General features: G+C 43.2%; 23 protein-coding genes and 1 tRNA gene. 13 read left to right on the forward strand and 11 right to left on the reverse strand.

What is annotated here, in order from left to right; all coding sequences use genetic code 11:
• Positions 1-34 precede the first annotated feature (34 nt).
• Together ACP5KC_RS02270 and ACP5KC_RS02275 are read right to left on the reverse strand one after the other, a co-directional pair.
• Entirely contained in the window at positions 35-1,168 is a 1,134-nt protein-coding gene (locus ACP5KC_RS02270; RefSeq protein WP_052884448.1) for a DNA topoisomerase IV subunit A, read from the reverse strand.
• Positions 1,155-2,696 carry a DNA topoisomerase VI subunit B gene (locus ACP5KC_RS02275; protein WP_052884447.1) on the reverse strand — a complete coding sequence of 514 codons (1,542 nt, stop codon included), beginning with the start codon at positions 2,694-2,696 and terminating at the stop codon, positions 1,155-1,157. The genes ACP5KC_RS02270 and ACP5KC_RS02275 overlap by 14 nt, the downstream gene beginning before the upstream one ends.
• Before the next feature lie 209 nt (positions 2,697-2,905).
• On the opposite strand from ACP5KC_RS02275, the gene ACP5KC_RS02280 reads away from it, so the two are divergent.
• Both ACP5KC_RS02280 and ACP5KC_RS02285 read left to right on the forward strand, forming a co-directional pair.
• A complete protein-coding gene (locus ACP5KC_RS02280; protein WP_428286790.1) occupies positions 2,906-4,087 on the forward strand; it encodes a glucodextranase DOMON-like domain-containing protein in 1,182 nt (393 codons plus the stop codon).
• Positions 4,088-4,123: 36 nt separating this feature from the next.
• Entirely contained in the window at positions 4,124-7,486 is a 3,363-nt protein-coding gene (locus tag ACP5KC_RS02285; RefSeq protein ID WP_428286791.1) for a glucodextranase DOMON-like domain-containing protein, read from the forward strand.
• A gap of 11 nt (positions 7,487-7,497) precedes the next feature.
• Here ACP5KC_RS02285 and ACP5KC_RS02290 read toward each other — a convergent pair whose 3' ends face one another.
• Complete coding sequence (locus ACP5KC_RS02290) at positions 7,498-9,546, reverse strand: alpha-amylase family glycosyl hydrolase (RefSeq protein WP_273433781.1); 2,049 nt, start codon at positions 9,544-9,546, stop codon at positions 7,498-7,500.
• 148 nt (positions 9,547-9,694) lie between these two features.
• On the opposite strand from ACP5KC_RS02290, the gene ACP5KC_RS02295 reads away from it, so the two are divergent.
• The 4 genes from ACP5KC_RS02295 (at position 9,695) to ACP5KC_RS02310 (ending at position 15,707) form a co-directional block, all read left to right on the forward strand.
• Positions 9,695-11,164: an extracellular solute-binding protein gene (locus ACP5KC_RS02295; protein ID WP_428286792.1), complete on the forward strand. Its 1,470-nt coding sequence runs from the start codon at positions 9,695-9,697 to the stop codon at positions 11,162-11,164.
• A gap of 44 nt (positions 11,165-11,208) precedes the next feature.
• A complete protein-coding gene (locus ACP5KC_RS02300) occupies positions 11,209-12,684 on the forward strand; it encodes a carbohydrate ABC transporter permease (protein ID WP_273433777.1) in 1,476 nt (491 codons plus the stop codon).
• Positions 12,684-13,544 (forward strand): ABC transporter permease subunit, encoded by an 861-nt coding sequence (locus ACP5KC_RS02305; protein ID WP_424738074.1) that lies wholly within the window; start codon positions 12,684-12,686, stop codon positions 13,542-13,544. The genes ACP5KC_RS02300 and ACP5KC_RS02305 overlap by 1 nt, the downstream gene beginning before the upstream one ends.
• Before the next feature lie 306 nt (positions 13,545-13,850).
• Entirely contained in the window at positions 13,851-15,707 is a 1,857-nt protein-coding gene (locus tag ACP5KC_RS02310) for a phosphoadenosine phosphosulfate reductase family protein (RefSeq protein ID WP_273433773.1), read from the forward strand.
• A gap of 228 nt (positions 15,708-15,935) precedes the next feature.
• On the opposite strand, the gene ACP5KC_RS02315 is transcribed toward ACP5KC_RS02310, so the two are convergent.
• Positions 15,936-16,307: a hypothetical protein gene (locus ACP5KC_RS02315; protein WP_052884440.1), complete on the reverse strand. Its 372-nt coding sequence runs from the start codon at positions 16,305-16,307 to the stop codon at positions 15,936-15,938.
• Entirely contained in the window at positions 16,304-17,392 is a 1,089-nt protein-coding gene (locus ACP5KC_RS02320) for a DUF1512 domain-containing protein (RefSeq protein ID WP_273433770.1), read from the reverse strand. The genes ACP5KC_RS02315 and ACP5KC_RS02320 overlap by 4 nt, the downstream gene beginning before the upstream one ends.
• 222 nt (positions 17,393-17,614) lie before the next feature.
• Between ACP5KC_RS02320 and ACP5KC_RS02325 the strand changes: the two genes are divergently transcribed.
• The 4 genes from ACP5KC_RS02325 to ACP5KC_RS02340 all read left to right on the forward strand — a co-directional run bounded on the left by ACP5KC_RS02325 (position 17,615) and on the right by ACP5KC_RS02340 (position 21,049).
• Entirely contained in the window at positions 17,615-18,199 is a 585-nt protein-coding gene (locus ACP5KC_RS02325) for a hypothetical protein (protein WP_052884438.1), read from the forward strand.
• Between the two features lie 85 nt (positions 18,200-18,284).
• Entirely contained in the window at positions 18,285-20,126 is a 1,842-nt protein-coding gene (gene tes / locus ACP5KC_RS02330; protein WP_273433768.1) for a tetraether lipid synthase Tes, read from the forward strand.
• Between the two features lie 14 nt (positions 20,127-20,140).
• Positions 20,141-20,623, forward strand: a complete 483-nt coding sequence (locus ACP5KC_RS02335; protein ID WP_273433766.1) for a hypothetical protein — start codon at positions 20,141-20,143, stop codon at positions 20,621-20,623.
• 102 nt (positions 20,624-20,725) lie between these two features.
• Positions 20,726-21,049, forward strand: a complete 324-nt coding sequence (locus tag ACP5KC_RS02340) for a hypothetical protein (protein ID WP_052884435.1) — start codon at positions 20,726-20,728, stop codon at positions 21,047-21,049.
• 16 nt (positions 21,050-21,065) lie between these two features.
• Here ACP5KC_RS02340 and ACP5KC_RS02345 read toward each other — a convergent pair whose 3' ends face one another.
• From ACP5KC_RS02345 to ACP5KC_RS02365, 5 genes are all read right to left on the reverse strand, one after another.
• On the reverse strand, positions 21,066-21,557 hold the full coding sequence (locus tag ACP5KC_RS02345; RefSeq protein ID WP_191118475.1) for a PUA domain-containing protein: 492 nt from the start codon (positions 21,555-21,557) through the stop codon (positions 21,066-21,068).
• Between the two features lie 68 nt (positions 21,558-21,625).
• Entirely contained in the window at positions 21,626-22,132 is a 507-nt protein-coding gene (locus tag ACP5KC_RS02350; protein WP_052884433.1) for a TFIIB-type zinc ribbon-containing protein, read from the reverse strand.
• Positions 22,132-22,674 (reverse strand): tRNA (cytidine(56)-2'-O)-methyltransferase, encoded by a 543-nt coding sequence (locus tag ACP5KC_RS02355; RefSeq protein ID WP_052884432.1) that lies wholly within the window; start codon positions 22,672-22,674, stop codon positions 22,132-22,134. Before ACP5KC_RS02355 ends, ACP5KC_RS02350 begins: the two co-directional genes overlap by 1 nt.
• Complete coding sequence (hflX, locus tag ACP5KC_RS02360; protein WP_273433762.1) at positions 22,675-23,913, reverse strand: GTPase HflX; 1,239 nt, start codon at positions 23,911-23,913, stop codon at positions 22,675-22,677.
• A 3-nt stretch (positions 23,914-23,916) separates the two neighbouring features.
• Entirely contained in the window at positions 23,917-24,393 is a 477-nt protein-coding gene (locus tag ACP5KC_RS02365) for a multiprotein bridging factor aMBF1 (RefSeq protein WP_273433760.1), read from the reverse strand.
• A gap of 89 nt (positions 24,394-24,482) precedes the next feature.
• Here ACP5KC_RS02365 and ACP5KC_RS02370 point away from each other — a divergent pair.
• The 3 genes from ACP5KC_RS02370 to ACP5KC_RS02380 all read left to right on the forward strand — a co-directional run bounded on the left by ACP5KC_RS02370 (position 24,483) and on the right by ACP5KC_RS02380 (position 25,169).
• A tRNA-Arg gene (locus ACP5KC_RS02370) sits at positions 24,483-24,574 on the forward strand.
• A 133-nt stretch (positions 24,575-24,707) separates the two neighbouring features.
• Positions 24,708-24,887 (forward strand): zinc finger domain-containing protein, encoded by a 180-nt coding sequence (locus ACP5KC_RS02375; protein WP_191118474.1) that lies wholly within the window; start codon positions 24,708-24,710, stop codon positions 24,885-24,887.
• Positions 24,888-24,896: 9 nt separating this feature from the next.
• The gene (locus tag ACP5KC_RS02380) at positions 24,897-25,169 is read left to right on the forward strand and encodes an elongation factor 1-beta (protein ID WP_052884429.1); all 273 of its coding nucleotides are present in this window, start codon (positions 24,897-24,899) and stop codon (positions 25,167-25,169) included.
• Between the two features lie 16 nt (positions 25,170-25,185).
• On the opposite strand, the gene ACP5KC_RS02385 is transcribed toward ACP5KC_RS02380, so the two are convergent.
• Positions 25,186-25,857: a helix-turn-helix transcriptional regulator gene (locus ACP5KC_RS02385; RefSeq protein ID WP_052884428.1), complete on the reverse strand. Its 672-nt coding sequence runs from the start codon at positions 25,855-25,857 to the stop codon at positions 25,186-25,188.
• Positions 25,858-25,987: the final 130 nt, after the last annotated feature.

A 25,987-nucleotide genomic window follows, 5' to 3' on the forward strand; every position in this document is an offset into this window, starting at 1 on the left:
CAAGAATCATAAATTAGAATGAAAGCTGTGAATCCTAGGCTATCCATTCTCCCTTACTGATCTTCTCAGGAATATAAGTATTTGAAAGGAACCTGAATCCATGCCCACTTAATGCCTCTATCTCTACTTTTTGTCCTTTCTCTATGAACAGGTTTAACTCCTCCATCCATCTTTTTGATTCTTTGAACCAGGGATAGTTTAGAAGCTCTTTTGCTCGTTTTATATCTCTCTCTGTAGCCTTAATGATGAAGTTTTTCGGGATCTTATACTTCTCAATATCTGTCACAGAAACTCCGAGGAACCTAGCTTCGGGTGTTGCAAGCCGTTCACTCTCATAACTAAGAGTTATGGAACCACTCTTGTATACACTATAAATATAGAATCCATAGCTATCTCCATCGGTTAAAACATAAACAGGCAAGTCAAACTCCTCCCAAAGACGCCGTACCATTCGACGGGTACTCCTATCCGGCTGACCCTTTCCAGTGATAAGGATACAGTTGTTTTTCCTCCAAAACTCGTCCTCGTTTAATTGCTCGAAGATCGCACCTTTCTCAACGACAAGGACATAGTCCGCCTTAACATCTAATATTTCTAGACTGTCAACGTTCGAAGGAATTGCGTATGCACCGCTACCAAGTCTCGAGAGCTCTATCACTTGGCCCTTCGACCGTATAGACATGTTTCCTACTATTCTACCCTTTGCATCATGCATGAGACCCATATGTTCTCGAAGAAGCCCTGTGGTGACTTCGATATCCTGGATCACCGCATTGCTTTCTCTCTGATCATCCCATGTGTTCTCCCCGAGATTCTTTCCACTCTTATCCGTTAAAGTGTGCTTACCTCTATAGTAAAGATCCCTTATGGTTGGATGAACGCCTTCACGCCTAGCCTCTAATATCAGTTTCAGCATGAGAATTGTCTGCATAAATCTCTTAGACTCTCCCACGTCGAAGAACTCTCTCCTAGCGGTTTTAGAACCCAGTAATAGCATCTTTCTTTTCTTGTCCCATATAGTGTTGGCTAGAGTTCTCACGGGGACTTCGAGGTAAGGTGCCTCGCCTCTAAGTATTTGGTCTGCTACTCTTCTACCTAGTTCCTCGAGGCGTCTTATTACTTCCTCCTCGGGAGGAGCCTGTATCGCGCCGCGTCTAACTGACGACATGTTGCTCTACACCCTTTTTACCAAGTTCTTTCTTAAGAATTTCCTCGAGTTTTGACTCTAGGAGGGCCGCGTCGAGAGAGAGAATTTCAGCCAAACTGGATACCACCTCTGGCATGTAGCGTCTGATGGTAGCCTCCTTTCTCTGAATCTCGTGCAGCCTCTCCATCCTCGTGATATAAGATCTCAGCCTCCTCGCAGCCTCTCGTATTGCGATCTCCAGCTCATGTTCTAGTTCTGGGACGTCTGCAATAGCTTCCTTACCTACACCCTTGAAAGGTATCTTCGTGGAACAGACGTGAGTGATGACAGCAAGTGGTGCAGGGAACTTCACCTTGTATACACTCCAATCAATTTCATTAACAACTTTCCTGGAAACATCTACCCCTTCATCGTAAAGTAAAGGCATCTTATTAGCAAAGCGAAGCACCATAGGCTGATCCTGAGGCGGTATTTCACCCCCATATGCTACGGCCACCTCAACTATGAACGGATGCCCCCCATAGGAAGAAGGTGGTCTAGTCACCGCTTTCACAAAGCTTGGCTTAAGGATGTTCTTAACGCCATCCTTTAGGAGTTCCTCTCCGATCGGTGAGAGAGTGACAGGACGAGGGCGTCTCCATTTATCAAAAGTACGCATCTTCGAAGCCAAAGCCTCGAGATCACTGAGCCTGAGCTCCTTAACCTTTAATGATGGATCAAATCCTGCCCACACTATAAACTCACTCGCTATTTTTTCACCAACCCCTTCGAAGCTCTTTACCAAGAAATCCTGGAGCGTGATGCTATGATCGTTCAACGATCTTATGAGTTCCTTTAATATTTCAACATCGACGCCTTTAGGATGGTATCGGCCTATTCGAGGAGGCTCCGGAAGTTTTTTGGAAACTCTCCTGAAGATGAGCTCCTCATCGGGAGTCTTGTACTTTATAGTAGCATAGGGCGCTATAAGTGCCGTGCGTCTGATATATTCTTCAATACGCTTTTTAGCCTGAAGCCATGATCCCTCCAGGGTCAGTCTAACAACAGTCCCATGAATCTTCGGGTTATCCTTCTTCTTTATTCGCATTTTAACAATGTGAGGGATATTCTTGTCAACGTCGATGTAAAGAAGATATTCTCCTATGAATTCAGAATTTCTGGGAGCACTTTTAACATAGATGGGCTGCGCGGTCGTCATTTGAGCATAAAGGACGGCCATCTTGACGCCAAGACCAAAGACTCCTCTTGTCTGTCTAACGACATATTTGGAGCCATAAAAGACCCGGCCGAAAACATTAGGGATCTCATGGATAGGTATTCCTATACCATTATCTGCTACTTTCACAGTGACCTTGTCCTGGTTCGAAGGGTCAAGCGATATCTCCACACTAATATCAGGCAGTATGCCGTGAGTCTCTGTGGCATCAAGTGAGTTCTCTACTAGTTCTCTCACTGTTTGATACAGCGCTCTTGCTGGATTGGAGAACCCTGCAATCTCCTTGTTTCTATGAAAGAACTGTGCAGGAGATAATCCACGGTACTTTTCCAATCATAATCACCTCGTGTAAGTCTTCACGCTGCAAGTGACCACTGTTCATCAAAGACCTACGCTTTTACATTAACCAAAGTTATTAGGTTTTCTTTTCCTTTTTGAGAGTGATCTATCTAAAATTAGATAAAATAAGGTAATATAAAAAATGATAACGAAATATATAAATAAAATCGACAAACATACTCATATTGCTAAAGGTGAAAAACTTGGAGAAAAAACAGGTCATAGTTTTAACGCTACTACTTCTCGCGTTCACACTACCAGCTATAAGAATAGCACGAGCCGAATCTCCCGTCATCCAGGTTGTGGATCCCACAGGCGACGATAAAGGTCCAGGCTACTACGGCTACCCTACTGCCGACGTCTTTAAACCAGGTGTTTTCGACATCGTCAAATTCGAGATCTATACGGACAACAAGACCTTAACGTTTAAGACCTACTTTAAAGACCTTGGGGGTAATCCTTGGGGTGGCAAAAATGGTTTCTGCTTGCAGCAACTACATATATACCTGCATACAGATGCACCAGCTAACATACCCTCAAGGTCGAGCACTATAGGATTAAATGTGAATCTTGACCCAACCTGGGCGTGGCATTACGCTATCCTAGTAGGTCCCTGTTGGGAAACTCCACCCCAACCATTGCCTACCGGACAGTGTGCCGTCATTTACAGACCTTTCGATTATGTTGTCCAAGATGATAGACTAAAGGTAAGCGTAGATGGGAACGCTATTGTTGTACAGGTGGATAGGGGTCTTATCGACTACGGTGATGTAGGAAACATTAAGAACTGGAGAATTATAGTAGCTGTAGCTAGCCATGACGGCTTTGGACCCCTAAAGATAAGAGGAGTAGGGCTCAGTAAAGGAGACTGGAACATATGGGCCACTGCAACCGCGAATGACCAGCAAAAAATAGCGATTGCCAATGCCATTAAGTTCGGTATCGAGCCTAGAGTAATGGATATAGCGGTATACTCACCCGAGTATCCCAACGGTATAAGTGCAGACCAGCAATACGCCTGGCTTAGCAGCTTTGACCCTAACACTAAAACCCCAGCCGTTATCCCGCCACTCACACTAGACTTAAAGGCCCAGCTAGCTTCTATAACAAAGGAAAGGGATGACTTAAAGACACAGGTATCCTCTCTTCAAGGCCAAGTATCAACTCTTCAAAGTCAAGTAAACAGCCTACAAGGACAAATCAAGACCCTACAAGATCAAAACAAACAGTTACAGGATCAATTACAGACTCTCCAAGCCTCAACAGTGAGTACCACAATTGCCATGGGCTTGGCTATAGTACTCTTCATCATAGGCTTTGCCGTAGGGTATCTCTTCACTGGCAAAAAGAAGTCGTCCTCGGGCACTACGGTAATGCAAAGTTAAAGAAAATATCATTATTTTTTTTCTCCGGTGATCATTTTGAACAGGAAATATTTCCTTGTGTTCTTATTCATATTCATAATTTCACTAGAGAGTATAGCCCTGAATGTTACTGGTCAACAGTCTAAACCGCTCTACGTGGCAATAGTGTGGCATTACCATCAACCATGGTACTACGATGTCAACGGCACAGCTTTCATTTTACCGTGGACGAGAATGCATACAGTTGGAAATTACTACAAGATGGCATACATACTCTCAAAATACCCCCAAGTAAAGGCTACGTTTACCTTCTCAGGCTCCCTCATACAACAGATACTTGACTACAACCATGGAGTGAAAGACTATAGACAAATAATCTCTGAAAAAATAGCCAACGGACAATCCCTAACACTCGAAGAAAAGTTTTCAATGCTCGTAATGCCTGGAGGGTTCTTCGACGTGAACTGGGATAGAGTGGTCAACGTGGTTAAGAGGTATAGCCAGCTAAGGGACAAGGCTCAGGCAGCTCTCTCCAAATATATATATTTACCAGAGCAAGAATACAAGCTGAAAGTAACGGAAGAGTTTACAGAACAAGACTATATAGATCTGGCCGTTCTATTCAACCTCTTCTGGATTGACCCCCTAGTTTTAAGGGAACAATACCCAGATATTTACACTCTTAGACAACAAGCATTAAACGGAGGTAGTGGCTTTACGAGGCAACAGCTATCAGCAGTACTCAAGGTTCACAAGGAGTTGCTTCAGAGAGTCCTAGGTTTTTACGCGGATCTTGCACATAAAGGGCAGGTCGAGCTTATTCCAGTTCCATATAGCCATCCTCTGGCCCCTATTTTAGCTGACTTCGGCCTTAACGAGGATATTAAGCTTCATGCAGCCTTGTCTAATTCGCTTTTCCAGCAGGTATTCAACTACAAACCTCAAGGTGTTTGGCCAGCGGAGCAAGCGGTTAACGATGTTGTTCTCTCGATCTTTGCCAACGAGGGATACTCATGGGCGATAACAGACGATGCTTTGTTAGTTAAGGCTGGGTTTAACCCTACAGACCCTTCCGTAGGGTTAAAGGCATGGTATGCAACGTATAACGGTAGACGCATATATGTTTTCTTCCGGAATCACCAGCTGAGCGATCTTATTGGTTTCCAGTATAGCAGACAAGACTCGATCCAGGCAGCACAAGATCTCGTGAACAGACTGTTAGACCTAGCAAAAAGCAGCGATGGCACAAATCTGGTCGTAATAGCGCTAGACGGAGAGAATCCGTGGGAATCCTACCCCGAATTTGGTGATGTATTCCTTCAGACTCTCTATTCCCTTTTGAGTGATTATCAATCAAAAGGTGTCTTAATTACAACCACGCCTGGCGAATACACTTCGAAACAAGCTTCGTCTGCGAGAGCTCTGCCATTTAAAGACTATCCATATCTCGATTTAGCCGGCAAGGACATATCAGATGTTCCCTTAAGCTACACTGACGATGCTTACACCCAGCTTCCACGTAAGATTGTGAACGCTCAGATCCCCGAGGGATCCTGGTCGGGAGGCGAGTTGGCAGTATGGATAGGCCAGAGACAGGAAAATGTGGCATGGATGATGCTCATCAAGACACGAGAAGATGTTCTCAGAAAGCTTGGAGCTAGGAGCCTGCAAGAAGCGCGTTCTGTTAATCCAAAGGCAGTCGAAGACATATTAAGGGCTGAAGCAAGTGATTGGACATTCTGGTATGGGGGAGACATGGGTGGAGGCTTTCCCGCGAATCCCTTTTATAAGGGATACTTGAGGAAGGCTTACCTAGACGCGGGTCTGCAGCCCCCAGACTACCTTTTAACGCTGTTCAATCCCGATGCAACCCCCGTAGGTGTTCTGAACAGCGAGTATCCCAAACCGCTTTCAGACAAACTCAAGCTTGATGGTGAGCTCACGGAGAAGGAGTGGTCTAAGGCACTAAATATGTCCATGGGAAACAAAATAATTCGAAATGTTCTCGTTTTACCGGCTTATAGCGGCATGTACATAGCTGCTGTACCAGTAAGTGAATCTGTTCTTTCAATCCCAGAGGTGACAGTGGCTCTATATTTCACTACTCCCAGTAGAAGCGTAAGCCCATACCATCCTGGATATAATTCCTTCCCGAGATATGCGAATGTAGATCTCGGCATGGGATTATTCTTCGAGGTTCTAATGGTTCCGAGAAACTCCACAGTCATCGTCAGCGCTGCGGATGGTAGAGGCTCATGGATTCCAATGTATTATTTCAACTTAGCCGTCAAAAATGTTATGGAGGCATATGTCCCCTGGAACGCTCTAGGACTAGAACCTGGTCAGCAAGTTTACCTGACTGCAGTCTCATATAAAGGATCAAATGTAGCGGAAACGGCTTCACGTGTAGGATCCGTGTACCAGCTAATAGTACCTAGAGCAACACTGGTTTCCGGTGCTAAGGTATTGTTTGAAGCAAATGACCCCGAAGGTGACGATGATGGAGCTGGAGGATACAAGTATCCTAAGGCGGATGTTTTCAAGCCAGGCGTCTTTGACATGATTAAGTTCCGCGTCGTTGATTCTGGGGAAACATTACTCTTCGAGGTATACTTCAAAGATCTGGGAGGGAATCCCTGGGGAGGCCCTAACGGGTTCTGTCTCCAGTACCCACAGATCTACATTCACACCACACTCCAAACACCCGGACGCAAGGATACCTTTGGCTTAAACGTCAACCTAACCGACGATTCTGCTTGGCATCTAGCCTTGCTTCTCGCTCCTGGATGGGGCTCTGATCCCGTTCCAAACGGAGAAAAGGCGGCTCTCTACCTTTCTGACGGTACGGTGTTAGTACAAGGGGATGTCTTCAAAGTATATGCGGATCCTGCACGGAATGCTATTATAGCGGAAGTCTCGAAGAAGTTTTTACCTGACGTGGAACATGCCGACAAGTGGATCTATACTGTCGCAGTTACTAGTTATGATGGATATGGAAGCATGAAGGTTAGGGCCTTTGGAATAGATCCAGCTGAATGGGTTGTAGGTGTCGGCTCTAAACACGCTAAGGCCGTTCTCTTCAATGTCGTGCCTAGGGTGATGGACTTACTCGCCCCGACGGCGCAAGACCAGTATTCACAGCTTAACTCCTATGTTGCTGAGAAAAATGGTACTCTAGCTAAGATTCACGGTGTGTCGAGTTTCTCAACACAGCCAGCGCAACAACAGTGCTCCTGCCCGCAACCTCCGCAGCAGCAATGCCCGACTTGTCCCACATGTCCAGTACCTCAGCCTATACAACCCTGCAATTGTCCAGACCCAACCAGATCTTTATTCGTGGGCATTATTGCGGGAATCCTTGTTGGTGTGGCTGCAGCATTGTTTTTAAAAACTGGAAAGAGAGAACCTTCTCCATCTTGAATATTTTTTAATTATTTCCTCTTTTTAATTAAGATATTCCAAGAGTAGGGTTCTAACTCAACTCTTTCAACTCTTCTCTGTCTTAAAAAATCAATATAATCTATTGGTGGTTCGTATACTACTCTGGTTTCCCTGCTAAACAATGCAAGGATATCTTCGTCTTCCCACCACCTATGGATTATGAAAGACTCATTATTAATTACCTCGGCATCAAAAAAGCCTAATCGAAGAGATTTTAGGGTTCTACGCATCCACCCCAGCCTTTTAATTAAACACATCAGTTTTCTATCCCACTTTTCCTCATCCCATAACATGGGTTGCCTGTTATCAGGATCATCACCACCGAGCATTCCCACCTCGTCACCATAGTATATCGAGGGTGCCCCCGGTAAAATGAAGAGGGTTGCATATAGCGTCTCTAAACAAGCTTTGTTTTGAGTAGAAGCTAGGGTAGCGATACGGGGCGTGTCATGACTGCCGAGCAAGTTGTACATAGAGTTGGCTGCGGAGATCGGTATGCTAGTATAAAGCTCTTTGACTCTGTCAATAAAATCATATGCGTCTATTCTTTTGTTCAGGTAAAAGTCTAGAAGTAGAGCTCGAAGATCGTAATTCATTGCGGAGTCACTGGTGTATCCATAAGGATAAAAGCTTACACCTTTAGAGATTTCTAGTATAACTATACAATCTTCGCAAGAATCCTTCACTTTTTCATACATTATTTTTAAAGCATCATCTGGTATGGCGTGTCCTACATCGATCCTTAGTCCCTTAGCACCTTTTTCGAGCCAATACAAAGCCAAGCTGGAAAGTCGTTCCCTCACCCTAGGATTTGAATAGTTCAATTTAGGCATGCCCCAGTTGCATAGGAACGTCTCGTAGAAAGGTACGCGTCCCCTAAGTTCCGAAGGGAAATATTTGCAATCCCTATCAATAACTTCTTGCAATGCCTCAAGTTCATCTTTTTCCGGTCGTCTTATAAAACGAAACCACTCGTGGTAATTTGAGCTATCGTTCCTAACGGCTTCTTGGAATTCCCTACTACAAGGAGAGAGATGATGGGCTACAATGTCTACCACTATCTTAATGTTTCTTCTCTCAGCCTCCTTAACCAGCTCCCACCAGTCATTCCAGTTCCCCAAATTGTCGTCCAATGATTCATGATCTATAACGTCGTAACGATGATAACTGGCCGCCTTATATATGGGGGTAAGATAAATTGCATCCACGCCAAGCTCACTTAGATAATCAAGGCTCGAAGTTATGTTCCTCAACTTGCCTCCAAGTATTGATCGGGGCCTATGACCCTCGAGACTCAATTTTTCTACGATAAAACTGTCGGGAAATATAAGGTAGTAAAAACTACCGATGAACCAATATGGTTTCCTAATTTCGAGAACCCTTCCGGGTCTTATAAATTCCTCGCTGTATAGACCATCATTGCCGAAGTATTCTCTTCCGGCATCGGTTTCTAAGAGGAATCTATATGCGTTAACGTGACCTTCTATTATGCCTTGGAAGAATGCAGAGTATTTATTTTGGTAAAATCTTTTCATCTCGTAACGTTTCTTTTCTTCGGTTTCAAGAAAAACTTTTTTTACAAGATTTTTAGGCGTCTTGAGCCGGACTACAGTATAGCCTAGATAGTAACTTATAAATGTCGGATCCCCCTCGTCGTGAATTATAAGTTCAGGCAAGAGTCCCTTTACTTCCAGAGCGCTTTCATAATCTGAGGTTCCTATTAGGGCCAGTGAAAACTCTTCCTCGCTATTGCTGTCAGGCCAAATCTTTATTCTAGCCTTTAATGGGTTTTCTTCGTCAAGCAAAGTCATACCGCAAGTGGTAGAAAACTTGTAAGGATACACTCCCTCCCATAGCTTAACAGTAATCTTACCTCTATCACCTTCACGGGTAAGCTCGTAACGGCCTGGGAAGAAAGAGCTAAAAACTGACACAAGGTAAAGATGCTTTGTTTCTTCAGGCCATTTAAATGAAAACTCCACAATGTACTTCCCTAGGCGATTTCCACGTATTATATCCCTACTAATAACCCTGTACAATCTAGTTCCCAGCTAGTCGATAATAAGTCAAATATGAAAATTGTGTATTCAACAACATTCTCATCATTTTAAACATTACTAATAAAAGTAATTATACAGTAATCTTTATTTGTCACATTTTTTTAAAATCACATGCAGGTGAAAACATTTGAGTAAGGGAGTTTCCCGCAATGTTCTTATTGGAATCATCCTTGTACTCGTGGCAGTAGGGGTTATCGGGGTCTATTATCTAACACTACCCCCACCCAGTCAAACCCCACAGCCTTCTCAGCCTAGCCAGCCTTCTCAACCCTCTCAGCCCTCTCAGCCATCCCAACCCTCAACAAATGCAACCCAGCCTCAACCCACACTGCAAACATTAACAATAGGTAGTAGCAAGATACGTGTACCCAATGATTTCTATGATTTCATTAATAAAGTAAAATCGGGAGAGATCAAAGTAACCATAAACTTCTGGACCGGCATGAGCGACTGGGAAGTCAGTGTTATGAAGGAAGTAATAGCGAGGTTTCAACAAGAATACCCAGGCATAACAATCAAATACACGAATGTTCAAAACTTAAAGGAGCAGGTAAAGGCTGGTGTTCTTACGGGCGACGTTGAAAACACTGCTCATGTTTTTACATGGGCACACGACTGGACCGGCGACCTGGCTGATAGTGGCGCGATTATTGCATGGGATCAATATCTTCCCGCTGAAACTCTAGCTGACCTAAAAGCACAGTACATGGCTTCCGCTTATACAAGTGGATTGTACAAGCTGCACTTATACGGCTTGCCTTGGGCCGCTGAGGCAATAGCACTGGTATGTAATAAGGATGTGGTGCAGACGGCGCCGCAGAGTTGGAGCGATTTCGAGAAAATAATGCAACAGTGGTACAATCCCTCCAAGAACACCTATGGAGTAGCGTATCAGGTGGATCCCTATCATGTTTACCCGTTCGTAACCGCTTTTGGAGGCTTCTACTACGATGACGACAAGAATACAGTTGGTGTTAACAGCACCGGAACACTCAACGGTCTGAGCTTCTACGTCACTCATGTAATGAAGTACATGTATACCTCAGATGTCGGCATGGAGACCCAGCTGAAAATACTTCTTGAAGGAAGAACTCCATGCATGGTCACGGGCCCATGGAATATCCCAACAATAAAGCAAAACATAAAGAATGTCGTAGTCTATCCGATTCCTCCAATTGACGGAAAAGTCCCGAAGCCCTTCTCAGGAATAAAGCAAATGTGGATTACCAGCGTCGTCACTGGTGACAAGAACCGGTTATACGCTTCAATTCTCTTCACAATGTGGTTCACCTTGAATGATAATAGTCTCAAGATCTTAGTTGATGCGGGATACATTCCCGTCAAACTTTCAATACTACAATACCTTCAGTCGAACGCTGACAAATATCCGACAACACTCGGTTTTGCCCAGGCAGTTTCAAACAGTATCCCGATGCCTAAGTCTGCTAACATGAACTATGTTTGGAGCCCTGTAGCAGATGCGTTAAACGCTATTGTAACGAAGTATAACGAGCAAGGTCCTGATGCGGCAGTCAAGATCATACCACAGCTCCTTAACGACGCCCAGGCTAAAATACTAGCTAAGATAAAAGGGTGAAACTCTCTCGCAAGTAAAAAATTGTTTTTTTGAAAGTGATTTTTATGGCTCGAGGCAAGGGTACGACCTTATATCCCTGGCATGTAGCATTCTTGCTTATCATGCTCAGCCTGGCCATGTATCTATTTTTTTCTCTATGGCCCATAGCATATTCCATTTACATCGCATTCACCGATGCAAACAACTTCAACATAGCATCTGAACCCAGAATACGGGAACTTATGTCTCAGCGCGCCATGGTATCAAGCTATCTTCAGGCAAATAAGGAAAATATTCTAAAACAAGTTTATCAGGTTGATACATACCTCGATGAAGTGTCATCGTATCTAAGAGAACTTAGAAAGATAATCCTACAGAGTACACCTCAAAACTTTTCAATCGCACGGATATCAGAATTACGGAATAATGTCGATTCAAGGCTAACATATGTTACAAGTATAATATCCAGCAACACAACCTACCTTTACTACTTCCCGGGAATCGGAGGAGAAATGACGCGGGTCATCACTATAGTCGACGAGGGTATATGGGGAGACATAGATAGGACATTAGGCTTCAAGCTCGTCGTCACACAGGAAGACCTGGCACAGCTACGTAACACAACCATACCAAAAATAGACAAGGCTCTTGACTCCATTCAAAAAATACAGCTTTCCCTTAAACAGGTAGAGTCCAATTATCAATCTCTCATAAGCTCTGTTACAAGAGGGCTAGATGAAGAGATTGACCGCATCTCAATGCACTTTGTAGGATTAAATAACTTCGAACAACTTTTCTCAGATTCTAGGTTCCCATACTCGATCTTCAAAACCCTCTTATTTGTCCTTACTAGTGTTCCTATAAAAGTTGCCGTCGGTGTATCCCTAGCTTATATTTTTTCAAGCCCACTAATCTATGGTCGTAGGGTAATGAGAGCAGCCCTCCTAGTTCCATGGGCTCTACCTGTCTTGTTATCCGTTACGACCTGGAGAATGTTCATGGCGCCAAATATGGGGCCACTGGCCCTCTACCTTAACAGTATCGGAATAGATTTAAACATCTATAATAGAGAATGGGATGCATTCCTCGCCTACAACATAGTTGAAATGTGGCTAGCATATCCGTTCATAATGACAGTCACCATGGCTGCAATCTCTTCCATACCCAAGGAGCTACTAGAGTCAGCTCTCGTTGACGGCGCCTCAGCATGGGAAAGGTTCAAGCAGATAATGCTTCCTCTTACAGCGCGCCCCATACTCTTCGCAAGTATTCTTACGGCCGGAGCATCACTTCAAGCCTTTATGGTTCCATTGCTTCTGAACAACGGGGGACCCACAAAGGAGTTACAGTTCCTTTGGTTTTCCCGCACAACGAGCGCCGTTAACGAGATGATGGTGTTGTTTGGCTACAACAGAGCATATCTGGATCAGCAGTACGGTCTTTCAGCGGCAGCCTATCTTGTCGTAGTACTTATTCTGTTACTCTATGCAATCGCATGGTACTTCCTTATCTACAAGAGAACAGCGCCGGGTGGTGTGTGATGAGTGTTGGATCAGGCTACTGGATAAGATTCATCGCTTCGATTGTCCTTACTACTTTTGCTGCATTAATTGTCTTCATACTGCTCTATCCCGTCTTCTATGCTGTTCTCTCAAGCTTGGTAAGGGGACAGATACTTGTAACGGATCCAACCCAGATAATGCGTTCAGGCCTATCTCTAGAGCACTACGTTAAAGCTATTAGCGATCCTCGTTTCGTTAGTGCAACCGGATTAAGCTTACTTGTTGCGTTAACAAACATCGTGTTTGCACTTCTTGTTATAACTCCGGCAGCGTATGCTTTCTCTAGATTCAAGTTTACTGGGCGGGACGCAATGTTGGTTGCATACCTTGTATTGAATCAGGTTGGAGGGGGCTTTGGAGTTGCCTCCGTAATAGCTCTCTATGTTATGCTCTTAAAACTAAATCAGATAGGGATTCCAGTAATAGGTAATCCTGTTGTCCTCGCTGCTATCTATACTGCAGGCGCTGTGCCATTTCAGACATGGATGGTAAAGAACTATCTTGACGCTCTTCCTCGAGAGATAGATGAATCCGCATTTATAGACGGAGCCAGTTGGAGGCAAATAATTTTCGACGTTGTGTTACCCGCTTCAAAGCCAACAATGGTAGTGATAGCTCTATTTGCCTTCATGGGTGCGTGGGGCGAGTTTATAATTGCAAACTTCCTTCGGGTGGAGACTCTCGCTGCATACGTATACGAAACGGCCACAGGGCAGACGATTTTTTGGAGTGACTTCGCAGCTAGAACGATTCTTTTTGCTCTTCCAATAATAGTGATCTATGTCTTCACACAGAGATACATAGGAGAAGCCATGAGGTACGGGGCTGGAAAAGCTTGATCTTTTGACAGATTATAGGATCAGCCGAGGACCCATTAATCTTATCTTTACTTTCTTTCGGTTTCGAATGCATTTAATTTTTATTAGCTCATATGTTGTGAAGATGACTAAGATGAATGTAACCAGTAATACAAGCATACTACGATTATACTTACTCTTCCCAATATAAAACAAACGTTTAAAGGGTTCGCATAGCACTCCCGACATTGCCACTAAATATCAACTTATTCAAAATTTTGGATCTGGGGTGTATATCTACGACAAAACACCTTTAAAACTGTACGTTATGACAGAGAGGGGTCTTGTGTGGCGAGCGCCTATAAAACTCTGGAGAGGGTAAGGGCCAAGCTATATTGGGATTTACGAGAAAATTTTCCATTGGCTTTCAGGACGGGAAACCTAGTAACGACACTACACTTAACGCCTCCCGGCGACGCATACCCAGTCGTAGGAACCTTCTACAGGCACGTATTTAACGTAATACGGGATTATTTTGAGTCCTCAGGTTCCTCGTTTGAAGGAATTATTCCTAAGAGAAAAACGATTCTCGCAAACAAGGTTCAATATGCTGATCTAGCTGTTGAAATTGTAATAGATTCGCAAGTAGTTGGTCATATTATTTATGACATCGCACATTCAAGGTGGCGGTTCAGACCGCTTTACTCTACTGTTTACAAGATGATTGAAAAGGAAACAGGCTTCTTTGCCAAGACATCTCTCCCCAGGCTCTCCAGGGGATTTGTAATTAAGTCGGGAGACATAATATCTGCAAACCTACCGAAAAGTGATGAATACATCGCACTGGCCTCGAGAGATTACAGGTACCTTGGAGTTGGCGTGTTGTTGAAAAATAGGAGAATATATGTCTTAAAAAGCTGGACGCGAACACCCTACGGAAACTTAGAGGGGGATCCTAACTGGTCTAAAGTTGTTTCAGTTCATCGTCAATACCTGGAAGAGAAAAAAGAAGAGGCGGTCTCTTTTATAAGGAGCATTTACGAGAAGTACAAACTACCAGTTGTCATCTCTTTCTCGGGAGGAAAGGATAGTTTAGTGACTTTACACTTGGTTTTGGAAGCGCTCGGCAATGAAAAAGTAACAGTGCTTTTTAACAACACAGGTATCGAGTTTCCGGAAACCGTAGAATATGTTAAGAAGACTGCTGACTTTATGGGACTGAATCTTATTATTGCTAACGCCGGTGAGGCCTTCTGGAGGGGGTTTTCAGTCATGGGACCTCCTGCACGTGATTTTAGATGGTGCTGTAAGGTGACTAAATTTGCACCAACAGCCAGAGTGCTAAAGCAGATTTTTCCTGACGGTGCTCTCAGTTTTGTTGGTCAGAGAAAATTCGAGTCTGTTCTGCGGGCACGATCGCCAAGGGTATGGCAGAATGCATGGCTTCCCGGGATTATTGCAGCATCACCCATCCATGAGTGGACAGCTCTAGATGTCTGGCTTTACATCTTTATGGAGAGGCTCCCACTAAATCCATTATATTATTATGGTCTTGATAGGCTAGGGTGCTGGCTTTGCCCCGCATCCGAAATGGGAGAGTTTGAATTGGCAAAGAGTGTTAGAAGGGATCTGTATGAAAGATGGGAGAAGGAGCTCGAAAGCTTTGCGCTTAGCCACTCGCTAGGACGGGATTGGCTTAGACTGGGGCTTTGGCGATGGGTAAAGGTTCCTAAAGACATTTCAAGGCTCGCTGAGAGTGTTCAAGAGGATAATGCTCGAGGAGCCACCGTATCCTGGCATCTGTTAGATTCAATGGTCGTCTTTAAATTGGAGAATCCTCGACAAGTTCCCACATTAACAAAACTCCAAAACCTTTCTCATACCTCTAAGGAGCTTCTAGAGAGCATCGAAAGTATTTCCTTTGATGAAAAAGAAATTACTGTTAAGTTGACTCGAAGAGATAAGTCGATTGTTGAACAGCTAGAAAGGGTGGTCATAAGAGCATTTTACTGTGTCGAATGTCTTGAATGTGCAAACTGGTGTCCTCGAGGAGCGATACGCCTAGATAAGGAGAGAGGAGGGATACTTGTTCTCGAGGATAACTGTATTCAGTGTGGAATATGTAATGCAAAGTGTCCTATTGCTGAGTATACTTTGAAATTAAAATCGAGTAAGGCCGACAAACAGTCAAGGTCTTTTAACTAAAGGTTGGCCACAGATCTGGCATTTCCCGAACGTTTTCTGTGCACAGTTAGGACAATACGAAACGCCACACTTCTCGCAATAATAATAGTCATCTCCTTTGAAGATTTTTTTACCACATCTAACGCATCGTCCCAACATTAGGGTTTTCGGAACATACGCCATGCCCGTATACACCTGCTCTGACAGCAATATATTCTAGTAATTTAAACCTTTGCCTCGACCCCTTTATTATGTGTGCTCTACTCTGAGGAAGATTGCCTCGACTACCAGTTTTCCGACCTTGCATTTCGGGCAAGTTTCTACATCTTTAAAAAGGGAGTCTCCTTCCCTAAATTCTCGCTCCATCTCATAGCCACAATTACTACAGCGCAGATGTGTGACTAGGTATTTCTTCTCTGATTTTATAGAGATAAGTTTGTAAAGAGACCAGGCCACGTAACCTTCGATTAGTAGGAGTAATATCACACCTGAGAGATATGTGTCCATGTTAGTTTTAAAGTAAAGGTACAGGAGAGCAATAATTAAGATAAATCCTCCAACCAATAATGTAATATAAGCTGGGAGTCGCTGTCTTTTCACCTGAGAGATCACGTCGCTCATGGGACACCCACCGTGTTACCAACACCTATTACTACTACAACGGATCCAGCGGGTAGGCCTCGTATGAATTCTTCGAGTACTTGCAAGCCGTTCTTTACGCCTTTGTAAATATTTTCCGTCATCACTGAGAGGGCCTCGGCCTCTGACATCTTAATCAGCAGAGCATAAAGAGGTATATTATTCTTTGTAGCTAGTTCCTCGATTATGAAACGCTCTGCGCCGATTCCTCCCATGGCCACTCCATAGCCATAAGCTAGGGAGCCGGATTCCTCACCCTCGTATTTAAGTGCTGCATCAATAGTTATTATATGCGTGGGGGTCGTACGCTCAAGAATCCATTGTAGCGCCTCGTCAAGGTGTCCAACTGTGCCTCCTGGTCCCTTCGCCTTCACGACATACACTTTCTTATTGTCAAGTTCAAGGTCATAAACTTCGGTGTCTTTAACGGGTTCCAAAGGACGCTTTTCTGGGGCATTTTTTCTAACGAGGTAACTCGCGACGAGCGGGCCGGCCGAGTCACCTATAGGGACCCCGTACTTAAACGATTCTAGCGCCCCCTCGATGGCCCTTACTCCTTCAAGAACAAAGGGCATTTGAGCGCTGAGCTGCATGAGAAGCCATAGACTTTTAAATCTTCGAGCTATCAAATAATAATGGTTCACTTGCTTATATATTATGTTGAGCGCTCTAGCGACTTCAACTAGATTAGACAAATTCAGGATCTCGTCCCTAGAAGCGGTAGGAGCAACAAGATGCAATCTTTCCTCTAAACCCTTCTCCCCAACTTGAACGATATGTTTTATCTTTTTGACAATTCCAAAGGGATCAAGATCTACAGGAAGAATAGTGTAAGTTTCAACCAGTTCTGTTACTTTTGTTTCAATCGTCTTATCATCCTTGATTCCACTATAACGCTTAAGCTGAGCTGCAAGAAGCTTCAAGGACTTATCTCGAGTCTCACGAAATATGATCAGGTAATTTTCAACCTCGCTAATAGCTCGAAAGATTTGCATCTCCTGTGTTAAAAACGAGAAAAACATCAATACTATAATCCACATGATTAAGCTGTAGGTATCTCCGTTCATCGACTCACACCGGATACATATGCTACTCAACAAGCACCCGTTATATAGTTTAGGCTACTCATCCCATTTATTATTATAAAACTGTACACAAACCACGGAAAGATTATGTACTAACTCAGCATTCATATCCAAGTAACATGGCTGTATTACAAACGCCTTATAACAAAAAATGATGTTTTCCTTCTTAAGTAGAAATACTGAAAGAATTAATGTAGATGTAGGATGAGAGGAGTTGTTCTCAGCGAGATAAACGATAAACGTCTTCTAGAAAAGATAGTAAAAAAAGATGTATATGACGCTAGAGAAACAAGAATTGGTATTATCTGGAAGATCTATATAGCTAAAAAGACAAAGCAGCCCTTGAAAGTTGTAATAAAGAAGACAACAGGAGAAATCATGGAGGTTTCTCCCGATAGACTACGCATATCTGGTAAAAAGATTGTTTTAATTAGTGATGCTTACGAGGGCGCTGTTGCAGTCATTGAAAAAATATGGGAAATAGCGCAGGAACTTAAAAAAATTAAGAACGAGCTGCTCTTGCTGGCTGAACGGCATCTTGTTCTTAGGGAACTTACCTATGAGCAGTACGTTGAGGAGAGAAAAGCCTTGGAGAAGAAGAGACTGATGCTAAAGCTCGAAGCATATACTCTTCTCGATACTCTGAACTACTTAATAGAATCTGAGGGGTTACAGCTCTCCGAGGATGATGAGAAGAGATTGTTTTATTCCTTGGATGTTCTCAAGAACAGCTTTCCAATAATATCCTTTGAAAAGCTTCAAGAGGTCTTTAAGTATTCTCGTACCTAGCTCTCTAATGCCGTTGTCATAACGGTAAACTTTATAAAATACCAAGGAATTACTTTTAATACAAGCCTGGATTTAGGGAATAATTATGACTGATATGCGGATAGAGGTTTCTTCGAAGGGTGAAACTCCGGTCATAGATTACAAGTCTCTTCATGGGGCCTCTTATAATACCATAAAAGAGACAGCTGAAAAAGTCAGACCCCTTCTAATGCCTAGACCCGGAGTAGACTACAAGATATATCTTAGCAAACGACCAGCTTTGAAAGAAGGCGAGGAATTAATAACATATACACAATCAGTATGTCCCGAATGCAATTCGCTGCTAACCGCAGCGGTGTTTAAGAGAGACGGTAAAGTATGGATAAGGAAGGTCTGTCCCGAACATGGTGAATTCGAAGAGTTATATTTCGGCGATGCGGCAGCATATGAAAGGTTCCGTACCTTCCAGCGTGACGGCAAAGGTAATACTGTCACGCATGTTCCGCTATCGGCACTCTGTCCCTACAACTGTGGGGTATGTCCCAGGCACAAGTCAAACGCAGCCCTTATCAATATTGTTTTAACGAATAGATGCGACCTTTCATGCTTTTACTGCTTCTTCTATGCATCGAGAGCTGGCTACGTCTATGAACCTACACTTGAACACATAAGGTACATGTTAAGGCAGGCAAGGCTTGCTGAACCAATTAAACCTCCAGCTATTCAACTCACTGGAGGCGAACCAACGCTACGTGAAGATCTAGTTGACATAATAAGGATGGCCCGTGAAGAAGGATTCACCCACATTCAGTTGAACACGAACGGGATAAGACTGGCATTCGACCCGGAGCTAGCAGTTAAGGTTAGAAAAGCCGGGACTAATGTCGTCTACTTGAGTTTTGACGGCGTTTCTCCCTTCACGAACCCGAAGAACCACTGGGAGGTTCCCTATGCATTAGACAATTTACGAAAGGCAGGTCTCGGAGCTGTCTTAGTACCAACAGTTATCAAAAGTTATAATTTAAATGAGATGGGAAGCATAATCAGGTTCGGTCTACGTCACAACGATATTGTTAGAGGTGTCAATTTCCAGCCTGTATCTATCACCGGGAGAATGCCAAGAAAGGAGCGAGACAAGGAGAGAGTAACCATTCCAGACGTGATAAAGACCATTGAGGTTCAAACGAATGGTCAGATACGAAGCGAAGACTGGTATCCTGTTCCAAGTGTTGTTCCAATATCACGTTTCATAGAAGCTTTAACGGGTAAACCGCAGATAGCTTTTACGACACACTTTGCATGTGGTGCAGCTACATATGTGTGGCAAGAAGATGGTGAAATAATTCCGATAACTAGATTTGTTAACGTGGATGAGTTTTTGGCGTATCTCGACGAGAAGGCTCAAGAAATTGAGAAGGGTAAAAACAAATACTTGGTCATGCTGGATGTCACATTAAAACTTAGGAAATTTGTGGATCTCAAGAAAGCCCCTAAGAGGCTACGTGAAGGAAACAAGTTCCTAAGAATACTATACGAGGTCTTCGTGAAGCACAACTATGAGAGTTTAGGAGAATTTCACTACAATACGCTTTTCTTGGGAATGATGCATTTCCAGGATCTCTATAATCACGATGTGGCCAGGGTTATGAGGTGTGACATCCACTATATCATGCCAGATGGAAGACAAGTTCCCTTCTGCTCTTTCAATGTGATTTCAGATCTCTACAGGGATAGGGCCCAAAAAGCTTTCTCCTACTCTATAAGCGATTGGGAGAAGCTTACAGGGAAATCTCTTAAAGACATTGGGTATAAGCGAAACATTAAGAAACTTATTTCGGGAGAACCTTATAAGAGACACTATAAGGACATCATCGATATAGATGCCATCAGCTACGAGCAACATGTATTAGCATCTAAGAGGTTTGGAATACCCGTAATCGAGGACTAAGATGCGCGGTCGAAATGAAACTCAAGTTATTTAATCTTAGTATTGAGACACAAGACCCCAGGCCTCTGCACATAAGTGTTAAGTCTTTCTTATTCCTTGTAGATAGAGGAGAATTACACCCGGTCTCGCCGAATTTATCGAGGGAATTCACAGAGGAAGACTATCTCGATTTTGATAATTTGTTTCCTCCAATAATAGGATTATCACTCAATGACATCGCCCATGGCAACGCTGACGTTAAAACCCTTGAATTTAATGATCTTTCCGAGGGCATGTACCTATGTGTTTTTGAAGTTGAAGATAAAATAATGCAAAGAAAACATGTGAATTTTCTAGCTTTTAAAATATCGGGCCAGGAAATTTCTAAATTATATTCAGACGACATGTACTCTAGAGAACCTGTTCTTAAAAGGGTGGAGAAAATAGCCGAGATATTCGGCATTGATTTCCGCGATATCCTGAAAAATCTCCGGACAATAGGTCTTCATATTGATTGAGATTCATTCGTTAAACGTCGATTAAAGAATTTTCATACACGAAAAAAATAAATATTTTTTCATGAAATGGACATTAAGCTTAAATGATAACCTGTGGTTCATATGGAGGATAAGCCTCGTGAGGAAAAGGAAAAACTTCTTGAACATCTCGTTGCAGTGGTTGAGCAGCTTTTGTCAACCACTAAGTCGAATCAAATTTCAATAAAGCTCCGTACCCTACTTAGATACGCTTATGTGTCTTACGTTAAGAGAACAACGGACATAAATGTTATAAGAGGACTAGTACCGCGCGTTAGACCCCCTGCATGGTTGACCAATCAATATTATTATAGGGAAATCGAGGGCATACTTAGGCAAAGGTTCAATGCGCGTATTGAGAATCGTAGACAGTTCCGTTATGTCGTCTTTCAGAGAAATAAGGGTTAATTTTTTGCTCTAACTTCTAACTATTTTTAGCTGTTTTTCTAGTTTTAACGGCCTTACCTATTCTAATTATTCCCATCTCAGTTCCTGGAAGGATAGCTTTACCTGATGCTATAATTTCGCCTTTTACGGTCTTTATGCAAACTTCGTCTCCAGGTAGAATATCTGCGTGTGCTCTTACAACATGTTTCGAGAAAAGGGTCTTACCATCCGCTATGAATTGCGCTATGTCTTCCTTTATCTCTATGCATGGCAGCGTCGAAGCTGAAGCAGATGCAATATACTTCCAACCATAAATACTAGGTATTATAAATCCATCTTTTGCTCTTAAGGAAGCAAAATATTTTTTATTCAAAAAAATCTGCTTTATACGTCCTGTTTTTCTGGATCTCGTAACTTCTATTTGGTTGCGTTCAACATCTAGAGAGAGTTCTACTCCATATTGATAATATATTACAGCCTCTAGCTGTCTCTTCTCGAGGATGTTCACTGAGTTTTTCTTAGTATCCATAATTCTGTTACCTTCCAGGAGGGAATACATGATAAAAGGTTTTCGCCTATACTTTTTTCTATTGTGCTTCACTCGTTTTCAATAATCCACTTCTGAAGCTTCTTAATACTATTCTCTAATTTTGCTATAGCGTTAGAGTTATCGAAGGGTTCTAAGATAGAGCCGCACTCATCGCAGATATAATTGTTTTCATCCGCTTCAGTAAGTGTAAAACGTTTTTTACAGTTGGGACATACGTAAAACTCTGTACTTTTCTCGTAGTTTAACGCTTTTTGAAGCACACTTAATGTGAGTCTTTTCCTGTCTTCCAATATCCTACCTATCGGCTCGTCTGTTATCCTCCAGAAATACTTATACCATCCGATGATCTCGTCTCTTGCACGTCTGTACTTAACTAGACGCGACTCAAACAACTCGTTCAGGATTCTCCTAACCTCCTCGACGTTCGTACCTAGCTCCTTTGCTATATCTTCGTCAGACATCTCTACCTTCTCGATCAGGAGCCGTATAATCTGTTCTGCGCGTTCTCCATGTATCTTCCTTGCTAAGGAGGCTATTATCTTCTCAGAGGACATCACATCACCCTCTGAATCTTTTTCCCACGAGATGAGGGTATAATGCGTACCCTGGCCCCTGGAAAGTTCCTCAGCAGTTCTCTTCCATCAAAAAATCTATCTAAAAATATCGCTAACGCAGCTACCTCACTGTGCGGTTGATTCCCGATTGCAATATTATAGTCGGCAAGATCGTATAATATTCTAGGAACCTTCTCGCCTCCCACTACTACCAAAATATCTCTCTCACTGCTTTTTATTAAATTTAACATGCTTTCATCTGCTATGTTTAAGCCGTACATTGTTAGATGGACAACAATACCTTTATTCTTCCATTCGCGAACAAAATTGATAGGATCTTTGAGTTTTTCAACTTTAAAATCTCCGCCCCAGGTGTAGCAAACCTTACGAATGGTTTGTACAACGGAATCTTCAACCTTTTCCTCTAGGAACAAGCCGTCCGCGCCAAAAGCTCTGGCTACAAGACCTACATGGGTTGTAACACGGTGATCACGAACCGGGCGATGTCCTATCCTCAAAACATATATTCTACGGAGATTCATTTAAGAGCACCTGGCTTTTAATCTCTCAATTATCTCCGATCTACCTTCGATAATAATCCGGATTCTGCCCTCACCGTCAGGCGTCAGCTCATGAACCTTACACTTAATGAGAGCTTCCTCCAGAACATCCTTGTGATTTGGTTCCACTATCAGTGTTTCTGATTTTTTGTCGGGTAGCTTTGAGACTATGACCTTGGATAAAGCGTCTATACCGATACCTTTGGAAGCAGATATCGGGATCACAGGTAATTTGCTTGCGGCCAGGAAGTTCACTTTTTTGTGAACATCAGAGGGGTCGGTCAGATCAATCTTGTTAGCCGCTACGACAATCTTATTGAAGGAGACCCCTAGATTTGAAAGAATCTCAATGCTAGTATTGAATTTTCTCATTACTTCATCAATCTCTTCAGAAATGTCGACAACTAAAATTATCACGTCGGCGAACAGTGTTTCACCAAGTGTCGTATAAAAAGCATCAAAGAGTTGATCGGGAAGACTATCTATAAAACCTATGGTGTCAGTCACTACAACGGGATAACCCGAGATCTTTGTGCGTCGAGAAAGCGTTGACAAGGTCGCGAAGGGTTTACCATCTATATAGGCTTCCTTTCGCGTTAATTGCTCGAATAGAGTAGATTTACCAGCGCGAGTATACCCACTCAAGGAAACCAAGTATAGTCCTCCTCCACTACGCCTAGACCATCTCATGCTTTTCTGTAGCCTGGCCTTCTCAAGTGTATGTTCTATCTGGGAGATACGTCGTGTAATGTAAGTGTAATAGGCATCGACAGCGTATTTTCCTCCTCCTAGGAAGCCGTGGAGTTCGCCACGCTTTTGCAAATTGATGTACTCTCGGGCAAAACTCAACTCCCTTTTTAACTTTGCAAGCTCTATCTGCATCTTAGCTTCTCGGCTACCTGCTCTGCTAGCGAAAATTTCCAAGATAAGCTCGTACCTGTCCATTACCTCGACTTTAAGCTCCTTTCTTAGATTATAGGCCTGACTAGGCCGAAGCATGTTGTAGAAAATAACCTTTTTAATGTTATTTTCCAATACTACCCTCTTTAATTCCTCAACTTTTCCAATACCAATGTTGTACCTTGGGTCTTCCGCTCGGGTCTGGGTAATGATATCGACCACATGATAGCCAGCCGCTTCTGCGAGGTCAATCATTTCCTCTATGAGAGACCTCTTTACTTTATCTTCAAATCTAAAAACTAATATAACGTTGGCAGACATAGATTAATCCTTAAACTCGGCTATGTCCCCTAAGGTCAGCTCATACTCGCTTGACCCTCCGCCGTAATCTTCATCGCCGATCTCATAGACCTCAACCAGTTTAACCTTTAATACTTTCTCGAGTTTACGGGCAAGTTCAATGGGTGGTTCAAGCTGCTCTGACTCTATACGGCGTATAGTTGATTCCTTCTCGCCAACCATCACAGCTAGCAGTTCACGCGTTAGACCCATTTTCTCTCTGGCTTGCCTAATTATCTCGCCGTATCCTTCGACGATAACTTCTTCTGTATCTCTTCTATTATACTTCACGGGAGCTTTTGCCTTAAAAGTTTGCCTTGAAGGCTCCACCCCTATTTTTATGCTTCCCAGTACAGTTTTTCCTCTAGCACAGCGAGTGCACACGATCATTTCAGCGCCGTCCAATACTATGCGGTAAGCTATACCCCTTAACTCAGCACCGCAGAGCTCACATCTAGCCATGCTACGATTAAATACGCTGAATGTATTATAAAAGCATTTATCTATTCTCAGGGAAAAATCTTATAAGGCTAGTGGAGAAATTTCTCAAGGGGCCCGTGGCGTAGCATGGAAGCGTGGCGGCCTGCGGAGCATACAGCTCGTAGATAGCCGTAGGTCCCGGGTTCGAGTCCCGGCGGGCCCGTGAGTTTGTTCTCGGTATGGATTAAGGGTACCTTGCTACGAGCGAATACTTGGACGATTTACTAGGATGGGAATGCGCACATAGAAATTGCAAAAGATTTAAATGAAGCAGAGTTCTCTTATCACGGTCACGTATGGCTAAGGCTTTAACCCTCCCTAAGTGTACTTCCTGTGGGAGACCAATACCTCCCTTCGAAAAGGCAACAAGCTTCAGATGCCCTCAATGTGGTGAAGTTATTATATGGCGTTGCGAAAAATGTAGAATGCAAGGTAATCCATATGTGTGTCCCAAATGTGGCTTTAGGGGACCGTAGGTGAGTGGAATGGCTAAAATTGCTATATTGGTAAGAGTTTTGCCTGAAGACGCCGAAATTAAACCCGAGGACTTGTACAAGATGATTTCTGAGAAACTTCCCGAGAAATATCAAGTAGCTCAGTACCAGTCCGAACCTATAGCTTTTGGTCTCGAGGCTCTGCGTTTAGTAATTCTGATGCCTGAGGAAACTGAAGGAGGCACCGAGGAGATAGAAAACATCTTATTAGGTACACCAGGCGTAAGCCAAGTAGATGTCTTGAACGTTACGAGAGTGTCTTAAGAATCTGGAAAAGTTATTATCTTAAACTACTAGTGCTCTTGGTCTTTTTCTGTAATACCTCAATCCAGGGATTGTTTTGGACAAAACTAGGCAGCATTTCATTATTTCCGTGGTTATTGTCTCCAGTACTATACTGTAGGTAGCTTATTTTCTGCGTTAGCTGTCCCCCATTGAGGTTTTCCAGTTTAATTGATAACTTCTCAATGTTATAGTTCAGGCGTTCAAGGTTTTCAGCAAGCCTTCTATATATGGTTATATCAGGTTCCTCTGAATTGAGCTGAGGGGTTCTCATTGGAGAACTTCTTCTAAGAGTTGCACTTGAGGCTAAAGAGAGTTCCTCGAATGCACTTAGAACAGCCTCGTGAACGCTTTTTTCAAGTATTTCAGCGAGTTCCTTTAGCAATTCTTTCTTAAGAAGCTCAATATGATCTGGTTGTATCACAGGAGAACTGTTAGACGATCTTGCCGGTACTTGAATTGTTCCTCGAAGATAGAAAGCGCTAGGGTCAATACCTTTTTCACGGGCTATCTTACGGTACTTGTAAAGTGCTTTGTATACTGTACGCTCAGATACGTTGAGCGACGAGGCAATTTCACGTGCAGTTCCACCCTGTTTAATGAAAAACTCGACGATCTTCCGCTCAGTGTCCGTTAGATCCCCCATTATTACCTCAAGGTCGAACGTCATACAGACGTAATACATTTCTATCTAAACTTAATAACCCTACCGTTTAGAGCGAAAGTGCTTCCAAAATGTTGCCGGCGGCCTGCACCACTGGGGGGTGGCTCCCGGGTTATTCCTCTGGGGGGTTGTGTCT

This window comes from Infirmifilum sp. (assembly GCF_049970975.1).
Lineage (GTDB): Archaea > Thermoproteota > Thermoprotei > Thermofilales > Thermofilaceae > Thermofilum > Thermofilum uzonense.